The sequence below is a fragment of the Prevotella sp. MA2016 genome (assembly GCF_000619825.1).
Taxonomy (GTDB): domain Bacteria; phylum Bacteroidota; class Bacteroidia; order Bacteroidales; family Bacteroidaceae; genus Prevotella.
Map to the genome: position 1 here is coordinate 74,171 of NZ_JHUW01000011.1, position 20,773 is coordinate 94,943.

The 20,773-nt window shown below is 42.0% G+C and carries 17 protein-coding genes; 16 read left to right on the plus strand and 1 reads right to left on the minus strand.

Annotation, left to right across the window (positions count from 1 at the left end; all coding sequences use genetic code 11):
- Positions 1-44 precede the first annotated feature (44 nt).
- The 6 genes from T360_RS0109055 to T360_RS0109080 all read left to right on the plus strand — a co-directional run bounded on the left by T360_RS0109055 (position 45) and on the right by T360_RS0109080 (position 7,285).
- Positions 45-1,799 (plus strand): glutamine--tRNA ligase/YqeY domain fusion protein, encoded by a 1,755-nt coding sequence (locus T360_RS0109055; protein WP_028912500.1) that lies wholly within the window; start codon positions 45-47, stop codon positions 1,797-1,799.
- A 10-nt stretch (positions 1,800-1,809) separates the two neighbouring features.
- Positions 1,810-3,228, plus strand: a complete 1,419-nt coding sequence (locus T360_RS0109060) for a tetratricopeptide repeat protein (RefSeq protein WP_028912501.1) — start codon at positions 1,810-1,812, stop codon at positions 3,226-3,228.
- Position 3,229: 1 nt separating this feature from the next.
- Positions 3,230-3,853, plus strand: a complete 624-nt coding sequence (locus tag T360_RS0109065; protein ID WP_028912502.1) for a DedA family protein — start codon at positions 3,230-3,232, stop codon at positions 3,851-3,853.
- A gap of 95 nt (positions 3,854-3,948) precedes the next feature.
- A complete protein-coding gene (locus T360_RS0109070) occupies positions 3,949-5,016 on the plus strand; it encodes a mannose-1-phosphate guanylyltransferase (protein ID WP_028912503.1) in 1,068 nt (355 codons plus the stop codon).
- A 12-nt stretch (positions 5,017-5,028) separates the two neighbouring features.
- Positions 5,029-6,120 carry a GDP-mannose 4,6-dehydratase gene (gene gmd / locus T360_RS0109075; RefSeq protein ID WP_028912504.1) on the plus strand — a complete coding sequence of 364 codons (1,092 nt, stop codon included), beginning with the start codon at positions 5,029-5,031 and terminating at the stop codon, positions 6,118-6,120.
- Positions 6,110-7,285 carry a GDP-L-fucose synthase gene (locus T360_RS0109080; RefSeq protein ID WP_028912505.1) on the plus strand — a complete coding sequence of 392 codons (1,176 nt, stop codon included), beginning with the start codon at positions 6,110-6,112 and terminating at the stop codon, positions 7,283-7,285. The genes gmd and T360_RS0109080 overlap by 11 nt, the downstream gene beginning before the upstream one ends.
- 20 nt (positions 7,286-7,305) lie before the next feature.
- Here T360_RS0109080 and T360_RS0109085 read toward each other — a convergent pair whose 3' ends face one another.
- Entirely contained in the window at positions 7,306-8,796 is a 1,491-nt protein-coding gene (locus T360_RS0109085; RefSeq protein ID WP_028912506.1) for a xylulokinase, read from the minus strand.
- 187 nt (positions 8,797-8,983) lie between these two features.
- Here T360_RS0109085 and T360_RS0109090 point away from each other — a divergent pair, with 187 nt between their 5' ends.
- The 10 genes from T360_RS0109090 to T360_RS0109135 all read left to right on the plus strand — a co-directional run bounded on the left by T360_RS0109090 (position 8,984) and on the right by T360_RS0109135 (position 20,768).
- A complete protein-coding gene (locus T360_RS0109090; protein WP_013063705.1) occupies positions 8,984-9,349 on the plus strand; it encodes a response regulator transcription factor in 366 nt (121 codons plus the stop codon).
- 10 nt (positions 9,350-9,359) lie between these two features.
- Positions 9,360-10,553 (plus strand): sugar transferase, encoded by a 1,194-nt coding sequence (locus T360_RS16635; RefSeq protein WP_028912507.1) that lies wholly within the window; start codon positions 9,360-9,362, stop codon positions 10,551-10,553.
- A gap of 15 nt (positions 10,554-10,568) precedes the next feature.
- Complete coding sequence (locus T360_RS0109100) at positions 10,569-11,579, plus strand: TolC family protein (RefSeq protein ID WP_036929309.1); 1,011 nt, start codon at positions 10,569-10,571, stop codon at positions 11,577-11,579.
- 11 nt (positions 11,580-11,590) lie between these two features.
- Positions 11,591-13,771 carry a hypothetical protein gene (locus T360_RS0109105; protein ID WP_028912509.1) on the plus strand — a complete coding sequence of 727 codons (2,181 nt, stop codon included), beginning with the start codon at positions 11,591-11,593 and terminating at the stop codon, positions 13,769-13,771.
- On the plus strand, positions 13,772-15,310 hold the full coding sequence (locus tag T360_RS0109110; protein ID WP_028912510.1) for an O-antigen ligase: 1,539 nt from the start codon (positions 13,772-13,774) through the stop codon (positions 15,308-15,310).
- A complete protein-coding gene (locus T360_RS0109115) occupies positions 15,294-16,211 on the plus strand; it encodes a glycosyltransferase family 2 protein (RefSeq protein ID WP_028912511.1) in 918 nt (305 codons plus the stop codon). Before T360_RS0109110 ends, T360_RS0109115 begins: the two co-directional genes overlap by 17 nt.
- A gap of 13 nt (positions 16,212-16,224) precedes the next feature.
- The gene (locus T360_RS0109120; protein WP_028912512.1) at positions 16,225-17,367 is read left to right on the plus strand and encodes a glycosyltransferase family 2 protein; all 1,143 of its coding nucleotides are present in this window, start codon (positions 16,225-16,227) and stop codon (positions 17,365-17,367) included.
- 23 nt (positions 17,368-17,390) lie between these two features.
- Positions 17,391-18,563 (plus strand): glycosyltransferase family 2 protein, encoded by a 1,173-nt coding sequence (locus T360_RS0109125; protein ID WP_028912513.1) that lies wholly within the window; start codon positions 17,391-17,393, stop codon positions 18,561-18,563.
- Positions 18,564-18,635: 72 nt separating this feature from the next.
- On the plus strand, positions 18,636-19,487 hold the full coding sequence (locus T360_RS0109130) for an ABC transporter permease (protein ID WP_028912514.1): 852 nt from the start codon (positions 18,636-18,638) through the stop codon (positions 19,485-19,487).
- 12 nt (positions 19,488-19,499) lie between these two features.
- Complete coding sequence (locus T360_RS0109135) at positions 19,500-20,768, plus strand: ABC transporter ATP-binding protein (protein ID WP_028912515.1); 1,269 nt, start codon at positions 19,500-19,502, stop codon at positions 20,766-20,768.
- Positions 20,769-20,773: the final 5 nt, after the last annotated feature.

Here is a 20,773-nt window from a genome sequence, read left to right on the forward strand (position 1 = left end):
TAAGTTGAAGAATTGTAAAATTGAAGAATAGAAGAATTAAAGATATGGAAGAGATTATTAAGAACGAAAACGAGGAGAAAAAGAGCGTTAGCTTCATTGAGCAGAAAGTAATCAATGATCTTGCAGAAGGAAAGAACGGTGGCAGACTACAGACCCGTTTCCCTCCTGAGCCCAACGGCTATCTGCATATTGGACATGCCAAAGCCATCGCCATTGATTTCGGCTTGGCAAAGAAATATGGCGGCCAGTGCAACCTGCGTTTCGATGACACGAATCCTATCAAGGAAGATACAGAATATATTGAAAGCATTGAGAACGATATTAAATGGCTGGGCTTCAAGTGGGCCAACGTTTATTATGCCAGCGACTATTTCCAAGAGCTCTGGGACTTTGCTGTATGGCTTATTCAGCAGGGTCGCGCCTATGTTGACGAGCAGAGTGCCGAAGTGATAGCTCAGCAGAAGGGCACCACCACCAGTCCTGGTACCAACAGTCCGTATCGCGACCGTCCTGTTGAGGAGAACCTGAAGCTGTTCGAGTTTATGAACAGTGGTAAGTGCGAACCAGGCACACTGGTTCTTCGCGCCAAGATCGACATGGCTCACCCCAACATGCTTTTCCGCGATCCCCTTATCTATCGTGTACTCAACATTCCTCATATCCGTACCGGCAACAAGTGGAACGCTTATCCTATGTATGATTTCACTCACGGTCAGAGCGACTATCTGGAAGGCGTCACCCACTCATGGTGTACACTCGAGTTTGTTGAGCACCGTCCCCTTTACGATCTGTTCGTAACCTGGATGAAGGAGTGGAAAGGTGAGACCGATAACATCGAGGACAATCGTCCACGTCAGACCGAGTTCAACAAGCTGAACCTCAATTATACCCTGATGTCAAAGCGTAATCTGTTGGCATTGGTACAGAATGGTATGGTTAGCGGTTGGGACGACCCCCGCATGCCAACTATATGCGGATTCCGCCGTCGTGGTTACAGTCCAGAGAGTATCATTAAGTTCATCGACAAGATTGGTTATACCAAGATTGATGCCCTTAACGATATGGCTCTCTTAGAGAGTGCTGTACGCGATGATCTGAACAGTCGTGCCATTCGTGTCAGCGCTGTGCTCGACCCAGTCAAAGTTGTTATTACCAATTACCCAGAGGATCAGATTGAGCAGCTCACCGCTATCAACAACCCCGAAAACGAAGCCGACGGTACTCATACAATTGAGTTCACCCGCGAACTTTGGATTGAGCGTGACGACTTCATGAAAGAGGCCGAGAAGAAGTTTATGCGCCTTGCCCCAGGCAAGGAAGTGCGCTTAAAGAACGCGTATATTATAAAATGTAATGAAGACCATCCTTGCGATGAAGATGAGAATGGTAATGTAACCACCATTTACTGCACCTACGATCCAGATTCCCGCAGCGGCATGCCTGGCTCTAACCGTAAGATTAAAGGCAAGACTCTGCACTGGGTAAGCTGCAAGCATGCTGTAGAGGCAGAAGTTCGTTTGTACGATCGTCTTTGGAAAGTAGAGAATCCTCGCGATGACATGGCAGCTATCCGCGAAGAGAAGAATTGCGATGCAGTGACAGCGATGAAAGAGATTATTAATCCAGACTCGCTCCATATTCTCAAAAAGTGCTACATCGAGCCATATGCAGCCAACATGAAACCGCTTACCTATATGCAGTTCCAGCGCATAGGCTACTTCACACCAGATACCGATTCTACAGCCGAGAAGCCAATTTTCAATAAGACTGTAGGGCTCAAGGACACTTGGAAAAAATAAAATTTAAATAGTGCCAGAAGATTTAGATTATTTCAAAAGCGAGGATTTTAAAGAAATCTTACGCCAATATGAGGAGTCAGTCAAGTCGGGCGAACATATCTATATGGACGCCGATGACTTGACTGACATTGCCGACTATTACCGCTTTTATAACCGTTTAGACGAAGCTGAAGAAGCTATTTCTTTAGCAATAGAATACAATCCAGAGGCAATTGGTCCGATGCTCTACAAAGCTCGTAAGGCCTTAGATGCTAACGACTTCAAAACAGCTGAAGAATATGTCGATAAAGTAAACCCTTTAGATAGTATAGAAGCCGTATATCTACGCGCCGAAATATTTGTTGCGAAAAAAGATATAAATAGCGCCGATAATTTGCTGTTAGAATACCTCAAAGATCTGTCAGGGGAAGAATATGCCGACTTTGTGAAAAGCGTTGTAGATTTGTATCTTGATTACAATCAGTTTTCCAAAGCCTTTGAATGGATAACCCGTATCGCCGACACCAATTCTTTAGGAGTCAAAGAACTGATGGCTCGCACACTTTTCGGCTTAGGAAAATTCAAAGACAGCGAGAAGCTCTTCAACGAGCTGCTCGACAAGAACCCATACTCCGCTAATTACTGGAATGCATTGGCAGGCGTTCAGTATATGACAGAAGACTACTCGGGTGCCCTTACCAGCAGCGAATATGCCATTGCCATCGATCCAGAAAATGCCGAAGCTATATTATTAAAAGCCAGCACCCTGTTTACGATGGGGAATCTTGACGAGGCACTTAAGTATTTCCAAAAATATTCCGAGAAATTCCCTAATGACGAGTCCGGTTATTTGCATCAGGCCACTTGTCTGATTAACAAACACTTAGTAAAGGAAGGATTAGAAAAACTCAAAAAAGCCGTCAGTGTAGCAGCAATCGACTCTGTTTTTCTACCAAACATTTATCAAGAGATGGCTTTTGCCTATAACACATTAGGCCAAATGGATAAAGCCATATGGTGCATGGACATGACAGATCAATTGGATTGCAACCATCTTCTAATGGACATTACCAAAGGTCACATTCTTCTAATGAACAACAAAGATGAAGAAGCAAAGGCAATATTTGCAAAGGTACTGAAAGATTCTGGCAACAATCCAAGAGTTAAACTCAGAATCATCATCTCTTACCACGACAACAAGTTTTTCGAATCTGCCTACAATGCCTACATTGATTTCTATAATACTGTAGACAAGGATTTCAATGAAGGCTATGCCTACCTAGCCTTATGTTGTAATGAATTAAAGAAGAATGATGAGTTTCTATACTATCTGAAGAAGGCCTGCGATTGCAACCCGGAGGAAGCCAAGGCCGTATTAGGTGATTTCTTCCCTGACGATATGAATCCTAAAGATTATTACGAATACGCATTAAAACATCCAGACGATTAATATGACATTTATCACCAACATTCTCAACACGCTTGGTTGGTATCCAACCATTTTCTTTCTGATGCTATTAGAGAGTACAGTAGTACCCATTCCATCAGAGTTTGTAGTAACGCCTGCAGCCTATCATGCAGCCAGTGGGTCATTAAACGTATTCTTAGTGATATTGTATGCCACATTAGGAGCCGATATTGGTGCTAGCATCAACTATTTTGTAGCCTTATATGTGGGACGCCCTGTCATCTATAGATTTGCCAACAGCAAATGGGGCAAGATGTGCCTACTCACCCAAGAGAAAGTAGAGAAAAGTGAGAAATATTTTGATGACCATGGCATCGCTGCCACGCTTACAGGCCGCTTTGTCCCTGTCATTCGTCATCTCATTTCCATCCCTGCAGGTTTGGCACGTATGCATTATGGCAAATTCCTTCTGTTCACCACCATCGGTGCAGGTGGATGGCATAGCATATTAGCATTGTTGGGTTGGTATTTGCACGCAATCGTACCAGAGGATCAATTAAACGACAAAATCAGCGAATATGCCGAATACATCAAGTTTGTGATATTAGGATTACTGATTCTGGCAGTTATCTATTTCGTAATAAAGCGAAAACTTAAGAAAAATTAAGAAAAATCAGCATTACAAGCATTTTTTTGCCGAATTATGCTTTATTTTCTGCATTTTTTAGTATATTTGCGCAATATTATCAGCAAACAACGATTATGGCAAGAACAAACAACCATTTGGTCATCATGGCAGGCGGTGTTGGTAGCCGTTTCTGGCCCATGAGTACTACCGAGAACCCCAAACAATTCATTGATGTTCTCGGCGTTGGCAAAACATTACTTCAGTTAACGGTAGAAAGATTCGGCAATTTGGTTAAACCCGAAAACATCTGGGTAGTTACCAATCAGAATTATCAGGACATTGTCAAAAAGCAACTGCCTGACATGCCATCAGGAAACATTCTCTGTGAACCATGCCGCAGAAACACAGCCCCATGTATTGCTTATGTTAGTTGGCGCATCAAATCAAAAGATCCAAAAGCCAACATCATTGTAACACCAAGCGATCACATTGTAACCGACAAGACAGAGTTCCAGCGTGTTATTAAGGAGTGCATGCAGTTCACCAGTGAAACCGATGCTATCGTAACGTTGGGAATGAAGCCCAATCGCCCAGAAACAGGTTATGGTTATATTCAGGCCGACCTCAGCACCAGTTCACTTCGCAACAAAGAGATTTTTAGAGTTGATTCTTTCCGTGAAAAGCCCAATCTTGAAACTGCTCAGGAATACATCAAGAAGAATTATTACTTCTGGAATGCAGGCATTTTTATTTGGAATGTCAATACCATTGTCAATGCATTCCGTATCTATCAGCCAAGTATGGCAAAACTGTTCGAGTCGCTTCTTCCCATATACGGTACAGACAAAGAACAGGAAGAAATCAATCGTTTGTTCCCCGAATGCGAGAACATTTCGGTCGATTATGCCATCATGGAGAAAGCCGAAGAAATATTCGTATGCCCATCCGATTTCGGTTGGAGCGATTTAGGCACATGGGGATCTCTTCATGAGCAAAGCAAGAAAGATCTCTATGGTAATGCAAGCATTGGCCCCGATGTCAGCCTGATTGAGAGCCACAATTGCATTGTCCATACGATGCAGGAAAAGAAAGTGGTCATTCAAGGTCTTGATGGCTATATCGTTGCCGAGAATAACGACACTTTGCTCATTTGCAAGTTGTCAGAGGAGCAACGCATCAAACAATTCTCTGGAAATAATTAATAAAGAATAATAATGGATAAAAAAGTAGCTCTTATCACCGGAATTACCGGTCAGGACGGTTCATACCTGGCAGAATTTCTCATCGAGAAAGGTTATGAAGTTCATGGTCTCATGCGCCGTTCTTCTTCATTCAACACAGCCCGTATTGAGCACCTGTATCTCGACGAGTGGGTGCGTGACATGAAGAAAGCCCGCCTTGTTAATCTCCATTGGGCAGACATGACCGACTCCTCTTCCCTGATTCGCGTCATTTCAAAGATTCGCCCCACCGAGATTTATAACCTCGCTGCTCAGAGTCATGTAAAAGTTTCATTTGACGTACCAGAATATACTGCAGACACCGATGCCAATGGCGTGCTTCGCCTGCTGGAAGCAGTACGTATTGCCGGCTTGGCCGACACATGTCGTATCTACCAGGCATCAACATCTGAACTCTATGGTAAGGTGCAAGAGGTTCCTCAGAGCGAGACCACTCCATTCTACCCTCGTTCTCCATACGCTGTAGCAAAACTTTATGGTTTCTGGATTATGAAGAACTATCGTGAATCCTACAATATGTTCTGCTGCAATGGTATCTTATTCAACCACGAGAGTGAGCGCCGAGGCGAGACATTCGTCACCCGCAAGATAACACTGGCAGCAGCCCGTATTGCCCAGGGTTATCAGGACAAATTGTATTTAGGTAATCTGAATTCACTGCGCGACTGGGGATATGCAAAAGACTATATCGAGTGCATGTGGCTCATTCTGCAGCAGCCAGAACCCGATGACTTTGTAATCGCCACCGGTGAGTATCACACCGTTCGCGAGTTCGCAACTCTGGCATTTAAAGAAGTAGGCATCGAACTTGAATGGCGCGGCGATGGTGTTGATGAGAAAGGCTATGACAAGGCTACAGGCAAAGCCCTTGTTGAAGTTGACCCCAAGTACTTCCGTCCAGCCGAGGTTGATCAGTTGTTAGGTAACCCAGCTAAAGCAAAAGCCAAACTTGGCTGGAACCCTCAGAAGACCTCATTCGAAGACCTTGTTAAGATAATGGTTCAGCACGACATGAAGTTTGTCAAGAAACTATTTCTAAAAGCTCACATGGAAGATGCTCAGTAAAGAAAGTAAGATATATGTAGCGGGACACCACGGACTTGTGGGTTCCGCTATTTGGAATAACCTGGTTCAACGTGGCTACACTAATTTGGTTGGTCGCAGCCACAAGGAACTTGATCTGACTGACCAAGTTGCAGTTAAAAAGTTTTTTGATGAAGAGCGCCCCGACGCAGTAGTTTTGGCTGCAGCATTTGTTGGCGGTATTATGGCCAATTCACTCTACCGCGCCGACTTCATTATGATGAACATGAAGATACAGTGTAATGTCATCAGTGAGGCCTATGCACATGGCGTCAAGAAGTTACTCTTCTTAGGTTCCACCTGCATTTATCCCAAGAATGCGCCACAACCCATGAAGGAAGACTGCTTGTTAACCTCACCACTGGAGTACACCAATGAGGAATACGCCATTGCAAAGATTGCCGGTCTAAAGATGTGTGAGTCATACAATCTGCAATACGGCACCAACTATATCGCCGTTATGCCCACTAATCTATATGGCCCGAACGATAATTTCCATCTGGAGAACAGTCATGTCATGCCAGCAATGATGCGCAAGGTTTATCTGGCCAAACTCATCCATGATGGTGCATGGGACAAAATTGCCATCGATTTAAACAAGCGCCCCGTAGAAGGTGTTAATGGCGAAGCTTCTCAGCAGGAAATCTTGACAGTTTTGGCCAAATACGGTATTGAGAACAACAAGGTTACACTCTGGGGAACCGGCACACCACTTCGTGAGTTCCTGTGGAGTGAAGATATGGCCGACGCTTCAATACACGTGCTTCTTAATGTCAATTTCAGCGACATTATTGGCATCGAGAAATATTCTTCAGTTCATTACGGTGCATCAACAGATGGCGCTGTCGATCGCAACCACTCTGCTGGGCGTGGAGGTGCCATTCCAAAACTTGGCGAGATTCGCAACTGCCATATCAATGTTGGAACAGGCAAAGAGCTTACAATTCGCGAGCTATCCGAACTGGTAGTTAAGGCTGTAGATTTCAAAGGAACAGTTGAATTTGACAGTACTAAGCCTGATGGCACCATGCGAAAACTCATTGATGTATCAAAACTTCACTCACTCGGTTGGACGCACAAAGTTGAAATCGAGGATGGTGTCAAAAAGTTGTTTGAATGGTATAAAAAAAGCTTGAGCCCGCAATAAGCGAGCTCAAACTTTTTTATTTACATATTCTTTTTCAGAATTTCTTTCCAAGCCTCGTAGGCTGCGCGGTAAGCATCGCGATTCTTAGCATCTGGCTCAATCACCTCAAGCTTATCAAGCGAAGCAAAAGCTTCAGCTGCATTCGCATAGATACCAGCACCAAGACCGGCACCTTTTGCAGCACCTACCGAACCATCTGTATCATACAGTTCAATAGTAGCACCGCTCACACCAGCAAGTGTATTACGGAACAATGGGCTCAGGAACATATTCGCCTTACCAGCATGAATCTTCTTGATATCCATACCCATCTGCTTCATAATCTCCATACCATAGCAGAATGAGAACACAATACCCTCTTGTGCAGCACGCACCAAATGAGCTTTATTATGCTTATTGAAATTCAATCCATTAATAGAGCAACCTATCTCCTTATTTTCCAACACACGCTCTGCACCGTTTCCAAAAGGAATAACAGTTACACCCTCACTACCAATAGGCACACTGGCAGCCAAGTCATTCATTTCAGCATAGCCAATCTCAGGAGTGATATTACGATGCGTCCACGCATTCAGGATACCGGTTCCATTGATGCAAAGCAACACACCTAAGCGAGTCTGTTCTGCAGTATGATTCACATGAGCAAAAGTATTTACACGGCTCTTAGGATCATAGTTCACATCTCCCAACACGCCATAAACCACCCCCGAAGTACCTGCAGTAGCAGCAATCTCACCAGGATTCAGCACATTAAGCGACAATGCATTATTAGGCTGGTCGCCACCTCTGTAAGTAATTGGTGTACCAGCTTTCAATCCAATCTCAGCAGCAGCCTCAGCACTAACTACACTCTGCTCAGCAAAAGTAGGAACAATGTCAGCGATCAGTGAATGATCAAATCCATAGTAACTCATCAGGAAGTCGGCAACTTTATTGTTTTTAAAGTCCCAGAACATACCCTCAGAAAGGCCGCTCACAGTAGTATTAGCCACACCGCTCAGTCGCATAGCAATATAATCTCCAGGCAGCATCACTTTGTAGATCTTGCTATAAATTTCCGGTTCATTTTCCTTTACCCAAGCCAATTTAGCAGCAGTAAAGTTACCAGGTGAATTCAGCAGATGACTCAAGCATTGATCAGCTCCAAGTTCGTTAAATGCCTTCTCGCCATATGGCACTGCACGCGAGTCGCACCAGATAATAGCAGGGCGCAGAGCTTTAAGCTGCTTATCCACGCAAACCAGGCCGTGCATCTGATACGAGATTCCCACAGCTTTTATTTCTTCAGCAGTGGCACCGCTCTCTTTCATAATCTTCTGAAGACTCAGTTTGGCATTCTCCCACCACATCTGTGGATCCTGTTCTGCCCAACCTGCCTTAACAGCCATTATAGGAGCTTCCTTTTCAGGATAAAAAGCAGTTGCCACACACTTGCCGCTATCGGCATTTACCAATGATGCCTTCACTGACGAGCTACCAACATCAAAACCTAATAGATATCTATTTGCCATAATTATATGATTTATAAATCTTTATTTATAATACGTTTCAAATGCAAATTTCCCTAAATAATTTAATAAAAACTACTTTTTTCGATAAAAAAGTGATTTTTTTATGCATTTTTGAATCGAATTTAATTTTTTTTTTTACCTTTGCACAAAAGAATAACATAATTACCAGAATTAATATAATTCATATATGAAGAAAAAAATATTAATACTTGACGACAAAGAGACCATTGCAAAGGTTCTCTCAATCTATCTGATGAGCGACTACGATGTGCAGTGGTTGCCTGATGGTTTGCAGGGTGTAAAGTGGTTGCAGGCAGGCAACACCCCCGACCTCATCATCTCAGATATTCGTATGCCAGGAATGCGTGGCGACGACTTTTTGGAATGGATTAAGCAGAATGAGTTGTTTAAGCAGATTCCAGTCATCATGCTTTCCAGTGAAGACTCCACCAGTGAGCGTATCCGCTTGTTGGAGATTGGTGCCGAAGACTACATTGTCAAGCCTTTCAACCCCATGGAGTTAAAGATACGAGTAAAAAAGATTATTCCCTAAATAGAATAATATGATAGGTGTTGTATATCTTGGCAGCAACCCCAAAACCGAGGAGCGTCTCAGATACATCCCCGGCCGGCTGGTGCAATACACAAGAAACTACAAAGATGCGGCGTCAGCGTGTTCTACGCACGTCCGCAACGAGCATTTTATTGTCTTTTACGAACAAAGTGAGCAAAGCGCTGATATTAATGCTATCACCTACTTAAAGAAAAAAAATAAGCACATTTATATCATTCTGCTCACCAAGGATTTCACGCCGGAAGACCGCTCCGTTTATCAGAAGAGCGGCATCAACGACACCCTTGATTGCAACGCTTCTATCACAGAGCTTAACAAGAAGATTCAGTTTATCTCCGACCGTGAGAACATGCTATTTGATGACCAACAAGCCAAATATCGCATGTTGCGATTCAAGATTCCTGCATGGAAGAGAATTTTTGATGTATTCTTTGCATTGATTATGCTCATTCTCACCTCTCCCATCTTTATACTCACGGCTATTGCCATCCGTTTGGAGAGCAAAGGACCGATTATTTTCAAATCAAAGCGTGTTGGTGCCAACTACACCATATTCAATTTCTTGAAATTTCGCTCTATGTATCAAGATGCAGAGGAGCGTCTGAAAGATGTAGCCAAGGAGGCAGGAAATCAGTATGCCGAGATGAACAAACAACCCGAACAGCAACCTAAAAATATGGCAAGTTTGGGAGCCGATATGATGATTTCAGATGATACCGACATGATGATTTCAGATGATGAAGTCATGCTGGTTGGTGATGATTTTGTCATCTCTGAAACAGACTACAGCAAAGAAAAGAAAGAAGAAATTGCCAACGCTTTCGTCAAGATTGAAAATGACCCCCGAGTTACAAAAGTCGGTAAATTCATTCGCAAGTTCAGTATCGACGAGCTGCCACAGCTCTTCAATATTCTCAAAGGCGACATGTCGGTTGTCGGTAACCGTCCTCTCCCACTCTACGAAGCTGAGAAACTCACCATCGACACCAGCATCGACCGTTTCATGGCCCCTGCAGGTCTCACAGGTCTTTGGCAGGTAGAAGAGCGTGGCAAAGGCGGCATGATGTCAGCCGAAGAGCGCAAGCAACTTGATATCAAGTACGGTCAGACTTATAATTTCTGGCTGGATATGAAGATTTTGTTCCGTACTTTCTTTGCCTTCGTTCAGAAGGAGAATGTATAACTAAAATTTGTTGGCATGAACAGATTCAGACGATTGATATTTATCCTCGCCATTGCCTCAACAAGCGCCACTGCCCTCGCCCAGTTCAACGAGAGCGGTATAAGTGCGGGATTCTTTGACTCCAGTAACGAAAAAGACATCAATTTCTCGGAGTTTCACCTGCCTCCTTTGGCAGTATTGTTCGAGAATGCGAAATCGACTCCTCAAATTCTCTCTTTAGAGAAAGCCAGACAGTTAGCAGAAGCTGAGGTAGCCAAACAAAAGAGACATATTTTCTCTTATTTAACTGGTCATGCCAGCTATAGCTATGGCATTGGAGACATGTGGGGTAATAGTCAGTCAGCCTATTCTCAAACAATCTATCAATATCAAGGCTCAAAATCATCCTATTGGAATATTGGTGTTGGCTTAGCTATACCTGTAGAAGACATCTTGGATTTAACTGCAGCTGTAAAACGTAAAAGAATTGAAGCAGAGCAAGCAGTAATTCAAAAAGATATAGCTTACGACCAGCTTAAGCTTCAGATTGCTTCTTTATTTGTCAAGATCACCAACAACCTAGTATCGCTTAAAACATTAGGCGAAGCAGCTGCCGCTTATCAAGGAGCAGGTGCCTTGAACAAAGAGGAATTCGAAAATGGTAATATGGAAATTGCGTCTTATGCATCTACAAAAATGTATGAAAGCGGACAGGTGTCTGGTTATCAAGGACTTCAGACAGAAATTACAACAGACATTATAACATTAGAGATATTAACTCACACCCCAATCATTACTAATGCAACAACAGAAATAACACTTGACAAAAGTATCAATAAATCTGTCAAGGAAATTGCAAAAGAGAACAAAGCTACAGAGAAACGTATCAAACGATTAGAAAAAGAAGACAAAGAAAAAGAAGAAGCTTTAGAAAAGAAATTGGCAAAAGCAGAAGCCCAAGCTGCCAAAGCAGATTTAAAAGCAGCTAAAGCCGAGGCCAAAGCTGCCAAAGCTGCTGCCAAAGCAGCAAAAAAACATAAGAAATAATAATTGCCACTATGGATCTATTCAGATATATTGTCAGATTTTTAAATAAAATAAGATGGTACCTCATCATCTTACCAATGATTGCATTGGTAATTGCTTGGTATTCCACACGTGATATGGAACGTGTTTTCGACACCAACACGACCATTTATACCGGTATGATTACTGGCTATAATCTTGAAGGAGGAACAGGTACAGCGGGTGGTAATTCGCAAACAAACATTACCAACCTCATGCTTTTAATCACGACAGACGCCACAGTACACGAAGTTTCATTGCGCCTGTTTGCCCGTTGTATGATGTATGGCAATGCCAACAAAGATAATAACTATATTTCAGCCGAGCATTACCGTCAATTATACAACAGCGTGCCTACTGAGGTAAAAGCATTGATTAATCACAATAGCGAAAATGCGACATACGCCAATCTTAAAGCCTATGAACGCCCTTCTGCCGACAACTATGTATTTGGATTGACTAATTATCACCAATATTTTGGTATAAATAGTATTACCAGCCGACTAAAGGTAGTTCAATTATCCAGAAGTGATATTATTGATATAGGCTATTCTTGTAATGATCCAGGTATAGCCTATAATACGTTGGATATTCTGAACGAAGTCTTCGCCCGTCAATACAGCTTACTCCGCTATGGCGAAACCAATAATGTCATCAAATTCTTCGAGCGCGAAGTGGCGCGCCTATATCGTATTCTGACAAATGCAGAAGATGATCTTATTCGTTACAATATCGAGAAACGAATTATCAATTATGGTGAGCAAACAAGCCAGTTGGCATCACTTGATGCAGGCCAGAAATCTTCAGACAATAATATTATTATTGACAAAACAACTACCCGCGCCCTGATGAACTATCTGGAGCGCCAGCTTGGTGACAGAGCCAAAATCATCAAGGCCAATAAAGATTTCACCAACCAAGTGACAGATATTTCCCGCATACAATCACGTATTTCCAATCTCAGACTGATGAATAGTGAAGGAGGAAGCGGAAATGAAGTTGAATCTCAACTAGAACTTGCAAAAGCAGAAAGGATGCTTCAGAGTGCATCAACTAATGTTAGAAGTTTGGTAAAAGATATAGAGGCAGGCAATTACAATACTGAATCAGGTGTCAAAGCGAGTGATATGGTCGGAAGATGGTTGGATCAGGTTTTACTTTTGGAAAAAGCCAAAGCGCAAGAATCTGCTCAGGATATCATGCGCGAAAAGTTAGACAATGAGATTCTGTATTATGCTCCAATTGGTGCTACATTAGCAAGAAAAGATCGACATATTGCATTTATTGAGGGAAACTATATGGAGATGTTGAAGGCACTGAACTCTGCTCGTCTTCGCCAAAAGAACCTGCAGATGTCCACAGCAACGCTTCGTGTACTCAATCCACCTATGTTCCCAATGAATGCACAACCAACTAATAGATCGATGATCTTATTAGGCGCATTCATAATGACTTTCATGTTCACTGCATTATACTTCTTCATTATAGAATTGCTCGACCGCACCCTTCGAGATCGTTTGCGTTCTGAGCATATCACCAAGATTCCGGTCATGGGCTGTTTCCCCAAGGAGAGCAACCTGCGTTATCGTCGCTTTAACAAGACCATCGCCGACATGGCTTTGCGTCAGTTAAGCAAGGCACTGCTTCCTCACTTCGAAGAAGGTAAACAGAATGTGCTCAATTTGATTTCAACGGATGCAGCCAATGGCAAGAGTTATATTGCCCAGGAATTGGAAAACTATTGGATTTCGATAGGTTTGCAGGTACGCCGCATCACATACGACGAAGATTATTTAGCTGAAGATAGCCGCTTTATCATGGCAAAGGATATCAAGGATATCTGCCCTGACTTGCTCCCTAATGAAATCGCCATCGTAGAATATCCAAACTTGGATGACAATTCAATTCCTCCAGCCTTGCTCAATATGGGCACCGTCAACCTAATGGTAACTCGTGCTAACCGCACCTGGAAAGATGTGGATCAGAAAGCGTTAAAGGAATTGAATGAACGTTTAGAGAACAAGAATACTCTCTTTATGTACCTGACAGAATGCCAACGTTACGCCGTTGAGGAGTTCGTAGGTCAGTTACCACCATACACATCATTCAACAACTTCGTCTATAGGATGTCGCAGATGGGACTGACTGCAGTTGAAAATAGTCATGCGAAATAAATGGTAAATAAAGTTTATTCAAACAGAATATCCGAATACGCCCATGAAAACGGAGGAAGAGTTATTGTGCTCTTTCTCCTATTTTTGCTTGCAATCTATGAATTTCTTCATAGCGGCCTAAACACCTTTGCAATTATATGCATATCACCTATTTTGATCTTTGTTGGCTATACTATTTTCAAATGGAGAATGGCTGCATTTTGGGGACTCATCATTGCTAATTATTTTGTATCTTTTAAAAATGTAAACATCTATATTCCTGTACCACTTTCACTTGTTGACGAAGCCATTGAGCTCCTTTTGATTGTGATAGCAATCATTGACACCCGAACAGAGGCACATTTTGGAAGGATATTTAACATGATGTTATTAGCTATCTCAATATGGTTTGGACTCTGTATTGTAGAAATTTTCAACAACACATGCGGTCTTGGCATTAATCTAACTGCTTGGTTTACAGGTGCGCGCCTAATGGCATTTCAACTATTATGGATATTAGTTGTATTTAGTCTCTACATGACCTCTCCACAAATTCTGATCAGATACTTAAAACTATGGGCATGGCTTTCGCTATTTTCTGCATTTTGGACATGGAAGATGATCAATATTGGACTAACAGATGAAGAGACTTCTTTTTTGTATGGCGCAGGCATGAATACGCACCTACTTCAGGCAGGCACTTTAATCAGATATTGGTCAGTATTTTCTGATGCAGCCAACTATGGATGTCATGCAGCAAGTGCCGCTCTTGCATTTATAATATTTGGAATCACAACAAAAATAAGGAAAGATAAGATCTTCTTTTTCATTGTTTCGATAGCAGTAATATGGGGTATGTTCCAATCAGGAACACGTACAGCCATGTTATGTATGGTGGGAGGGTTTGGTGTATTTCTTGTCCTTTCCAAATCATTTCGCATTATGGTTCCAAGCGCAATCGTGGGGGCAATATTATTAGGATTTCTTATATTTACAAATATTGGAAATGGAAATCAACAAATCCGCAGAATGAGATCTGCATTTAATAAGTCTGATGCATCAGCGAATGTACGTGATATCAACAAGGCTGCCATTGCAAAATACATGAAGGATGCACCCTGGGGCATTGGGATTGGAATGTTTGAAAAAGACATCCCTGCTTGGAACAAATTCAAAATAGTTTCACAGATTCCTCCAGATTCTGAATACGTTTTCATTTGGGTAAGAACAGGTGTAATAGGGGTATCTATTTTTGCTCTCTGTATGATAATAATACTAATGGGTGCCTCATACATTGTATTGTTTAAGCTTAAAAGCCCATCATTAATTGGCATTGGAGCTGGCATGTGTGCAGCTTTTACCGCCATTCAATTAGGAGGCTATGCTAATCAGGTCATATTCCAGTATCCTAACGGATTAACATTCTATGGAGGAATGGCTATCGTATATCTACTACCATATCTTGAGCCAGAATGGATTAAATATGAGCAACAACGATTAGCAATACAAGAAGAAAAGAAACGATTAAAACTAGAAAGAAAGCGTGCAGCACGAGTATAGATTATCTATCATTACTATCAATTACAACGGGGTAAAAGATACCTGTGAACTAATTGATTCCATCCCCTTCAATAATGACATGGAGGTGATAGTGGTAGATAATGCCTCAAAAATAGATGAAGCCAGCATTATTTCTGAGCGTTTTCCACAAGTTAAGGTTATCCGAAGCGCCAAGAACTTAGGTTTTGCTGGCGGCAACAATTTAGGAATTAGAGAAGCTAAGGGAAAATATATTCTTCTTATAAATAACGATACATACTTCAAAGATTATAATATAGAGGCGCTTATTCAACGATTAGAGTCGTCGGATAAAGTTGGCATTGTCTGTCCTAAACTACGTTTTGCATGGGGCAATAACCCTATCCAGTTCGCAGGCTATACTCCCCTATCTGTGATAACCGTTAGGAACCAGGCCATCGGATTTGGCGAAGAAGACCATGGTCAATACAACACAGCTCATCCCACCTCTTATGCTCATGGCGCAGCCATGCTGATCAAACGAGAAGCAATTGAGAAGGTGGGACTGATGCCTGAGTGTTTTTTCTTGTACTACGAAGAACTCGACTGGTCGATGATGTTTACTCGAGCTGGCTATGAGATCTGGTATGAGCCTGCATGCACTGTATTTCACAAAGAAAGCCAAACAACGGGTCAAAACAGTCCGCTACGCACCTATTACATTACTCGTAATCGCTTATTATTAGTAAAACGTAATTATCAAGGTATCAACAAATACTTATCATATACATACCTTATAGGTATCGTCGCCCCCCGCGACATTCTAAAATATACCATCAAAGGCAGATTTGACCTAGTAAAATCCGTCTGTCAAGGCATCACATCTTTCCGCTCGAGCTTGCTCGCTTGCTACCAACGGGACGCAAGAATCTTCAACTTTTAAATTTGAATAGATCATGGATCTCTGGATTATACTAAATATCATCGATTGGTTATTGTTCATCATGGTAGGTGGCACAGTGCTCTACCTTGGTGTTTTCTCTATTGCATCTCTTTTCGATAGAGATACTGTCCAAAACAAAGCTAAGATTCAAAACCGCATTGTTGTAATCATTCCATCTTACAAGCAAGATAAGATTGTTGAACAGACTGTAGTTTCTATATTAAGCCAAGACTATCCACAGCGTTTATTTGATGTGGTAGTAGTGTCTGACCACCAGTCAGAAATCACTAATATGCGCCTAGCGCAATACCCCATCACCCTGCTCACCCCAGATTTTGCAGAAAGCACGAAAGCGAAGTCTTTACAATATGCAATCATAAAACTTCCAGAATTTAAGATTTATGATATTGCACTCATTTTAGATGGCGACAATATCGTAGAGCAAGATTTTCTGACTAAAGTGAATGATGCATTTGAAACAGCAGCCACCAAAGCCATCCAAATGCACCGCATAGCCCGAAACAGAGATACAGCTGTAGCACGTATGGGTTCTATTTTTGAGGAAATCAATAATAACATCTTCCGCAAAGGCCATATCAACTTAGGTATATCTGCTGCATTAGCCGGTTCAGGAACAGCATATGATTTTACATGGTTTAAAACCAATGTCATGAAGACGAGGACATCCGGTGAGGATAAAGAACTTGAAGCGTTATTGCTGAAGCAAGGATACTTTATCGATTATTTTGATAATATTTTGCTATATGGCGAAAAGCAAAGAACAACCACAAAGATGAATGAACAACATAGCCGTTGGACATTACAACAGATACAGAATCTGATTAAGAATATCAGATACCTACCGGGAGCCGTCTTCCGTAAGCAATACGACTGGGCCGACAAACTTGTCCAATGGATGCTGATGCCCCGTACTAGCATGATGGGCATCATCATGGTAATGAGTCTAGTATTACCTTTCATCTATATGACGATGGCAATCAAATGGTGGATATTAGGTTCTTTGGCATTGTTCTTCTTTGCTTTAGCCACACCTGATTATCTGGTAGATGAAATGTGGGATCGCACTTTCTTACGCTCTCCTTTCATTACGCTTTGGGGAATCATCACTACAAAATTAGTTCATAAAAAGAAATAAACCAACTAAATAAACTACAGATTATGATTTGGCAGATTTTACACATCATCGACATTACACTTTGGGTGCTGATTTTAGGCTCAGTAGTCTATGTGGCATTCTTCGCAATTATCTCGTTATTTTATGAAAAAGAAGATCGCGTAGCCATACATGCTGCAGCCCTAACTAATCGTATGACAAAATTCCTCATTCTATACCCTGCTTATAAAGAGGACCGTGTCATCATCAATGCGGTTGAGCGTTTTTTGGAACAGGATTATCCTGCAGACCTCTATACAGTGGCTGTTATCTCTGACCACATGCAACCAGAAACAAACGAGTATCTCCGTTCACTTCCCATCACATTACTGACGCCCACCTTTGAAAAGAGTTCAAAGGCTAAAGCCATGCAATATGCTATTGATACAATTCCAGAAACATTTGACAATGTAGTTGTGCTTGATGCCGACAATGTGGTGCGCCCGGAATTTCTATCACAACTGAATATCTTATGTTCTATTTATGACGCCATCCAGTGCCATCGCTGCGCAAAGAATGCCAACAACGATGTGGCTGTACTCGATGGTGCCAGCGAAGAGATTAACAACACGCTGTTCCGCAAGGCCCACAACCGTCTTGGCCTGTCATCTGCCTTGATCGGATCTGGCATGTGCTTCGATTACGAACTATTCAGGAAGAATGTATTCAAACTTTCTACTGCAGGAGAAGACCGCGAAATGGAAGCTCTCCTCCTCCACCAGGAAGTATTTATAAAATACGCACCAGATATCCATGTATTCGACGAAAAGGTCAGCAATCAGGACAACTTCCAAAAGCAGCGTATGCGCTGGATGACCGCCCAGGTTCAAAGCCTGATGAGCAATCTTCCAAAAATACCAGGAGCTTTGGTTCATGGAAAAATCAACTTCGTTGACAAGACTATCCAACAGGCTCTCATTCCTCGCTCTATACTAATCGTGTTAGTTACAGCCATCTCTATCTTTATGACATTCGCGATGCCAGCATGGTGTGAAAAATGGTGGGTTACACTCATCATCTTGGGCTTATCTCTATTCGTAGCTATTCCCAGCGAGATTCGTTTCCGTTCTTTCTCTAAGGTCTTTACCATCCCTGCACTTGTTCTGCGCATGCTGAAAAACATTCTCCACATCGATCGTAAGAACACAGACTTCATCCATACTGAACATACAACATAAGCAACAAAAACATTTAAAAAAATTTGGTTGTCTAACAATATATTGCTATCTTTGCAACAAATATAGAAAAAAATGGCAAGAGACTGGGATATTATAATCACGAACAAGAGTAACCTATTGAGCATCGATTTTGGTGAAATATGGCGTTATCGCGACCTTCTGACAATGTATGTCAAGCGCGATATCGTAACTTTCTACAAGCAAACCATCCTTGGTCCGTTATGGTTTATTATTCAGCCCCTGTTCACCACCATTATGTTCATGTTTGTGTTTGGTGGTATAGCAGGCATTTCTACAGATGGCATTCCACAAGCTGTTTTCTATCTAGCCGGTCTCGTATGTTGGAACTATTTCCAGGATTGTCTCAGTAAATGCTCAGACACATTCAATGCAAACCAAGCCATCTTTGGCAAAGTATATTTCCCAAGACTGGTAGTACCTCTGTCTATTGTTATTTCCAATCTCATTAAGATGGGAATCCAGTTTGCACTATTCTTGGTCGTTTACATCTACTACTTTGCATCAGGAATAGACTTCCAAGTCAACGCAGCTCTACTGCTCGTCCCAATTCTTATTATCATGTTAGGATGCTTAGGTTTAGGCTTTGGAATGATTATATCTTCCATGACCACAAAGTATCGTGATTTACGATTCCTAATCACTTTCGGTGTCCAGCTTTGGATGTATGCTTCCCCAGTCATCTATCCGCTATCAGTTATGAAGGTTACTTATCCTAAGTATATTTGGGTACTTGTAGCCAATCCACTGACAGCCATTCTTGAAACCTTCAAATATGCCTTCACAGGCGTTGGGGAATTCAATTGGTTCTACTTTGGATACAGCTTTTTCTTTACAATCGCTATCCTCATGGTTGGTATCATCATTTTCAACCGGGTACAGCGCAACTTTATGGATGTCATCTAATACAATTGGCTTATGAGCAATACAGTTATCGAATTCAACAACGTCGGCAAACAATATATTCTTGGCACCATCGGTACTGGCACGTTAAGCCAGGATCTCAATCGCTGGTGGGCTAATATCCGAGGAAAGGAAGATCCCTATCTAAAAATTGGTGAGACCAACGATCGCACTCAGAAGAGCGACAGCCGCTTTGTATGGGCACTTCGTGACATCAATTTTAAGGTTGAACAAGGCGATGTTGTTGGTATCATTGGTAAAAACGGAGCCGGCAAATCCACTCTTTTAAAGATTCTCTCTCGCGTAACCTCCCCAACTACAGGTGATATCAAAATCAAAGGTCGCATCGCTTCGCTGCTGGAAGTAGGCACAGGCTTCCATCCAGAAATGACAGGCCGAGAGAATATCTTTATGAATGGCTCTATCATGGGCATGACCAAAACGGAAATCAAAAGTAAGTTTGACGAGATTGTTGATTTCGCGGGAGTAGCAAAATACGTTGACACACCTGTCAAGCGCTATTCTTCAGGCATGATGGTCCGCCTTGGCTTTGCAATCGCTGCCCATTTGGAGCCTGAGATTCTGGTTGTAGATGAGGTTCTGGCTGTTGGCGACGCCGAGTTTCAAAAGAAAGCTATTGGCAAGATGCAAGATGTCAGCAAAGACGAAGGAAGGACTGTACTTTTCGTTAGCCACAATATGGCTGCTGTCAAAAGCCTCTGCACAAGAGGTATAGTAATGAACAATGGTGAAATTGCATTTAGAGGTAACATTAATGATGCTCTCAAATTCTATTTAAATGAGATTCCTACCGATATGAGTGGAGCGATTATTAATTCTATAAAGCAACATAAGCCCTCCATTCATTTTAATAAAATTCTCATAAATGGAACTGAAGAACGACATAGCACTATTTGTTCCAACCAGGGGCTCTTAAATCTACGAATAGAAGGATATACAGAGGAAGAGTTAAAAACAGATGTGATGCTTATAATGAGAACTAAAGACGGAATACCTCTTGCCACATTGGCGGAAGGGCATTATCGTGGTATGATACAAACCATTCCTAAAGGCAGTTTTGTCATAAATAAGGATATTGTTCTTCCAAAATTCTTATCTAACGGACAACTTTATTGCGATTTAATGATGCACCATCCAATGGTAGAATGGCAATTACTAGCAACAAATTGTTGCATACTAGATTGCGAAGGAAATCAAGAAGGTTTTGGACATTTTATGCATCAAGATCGAATGGGTTTTTTAGGCCTTATCACAAAAGAATAGACAAC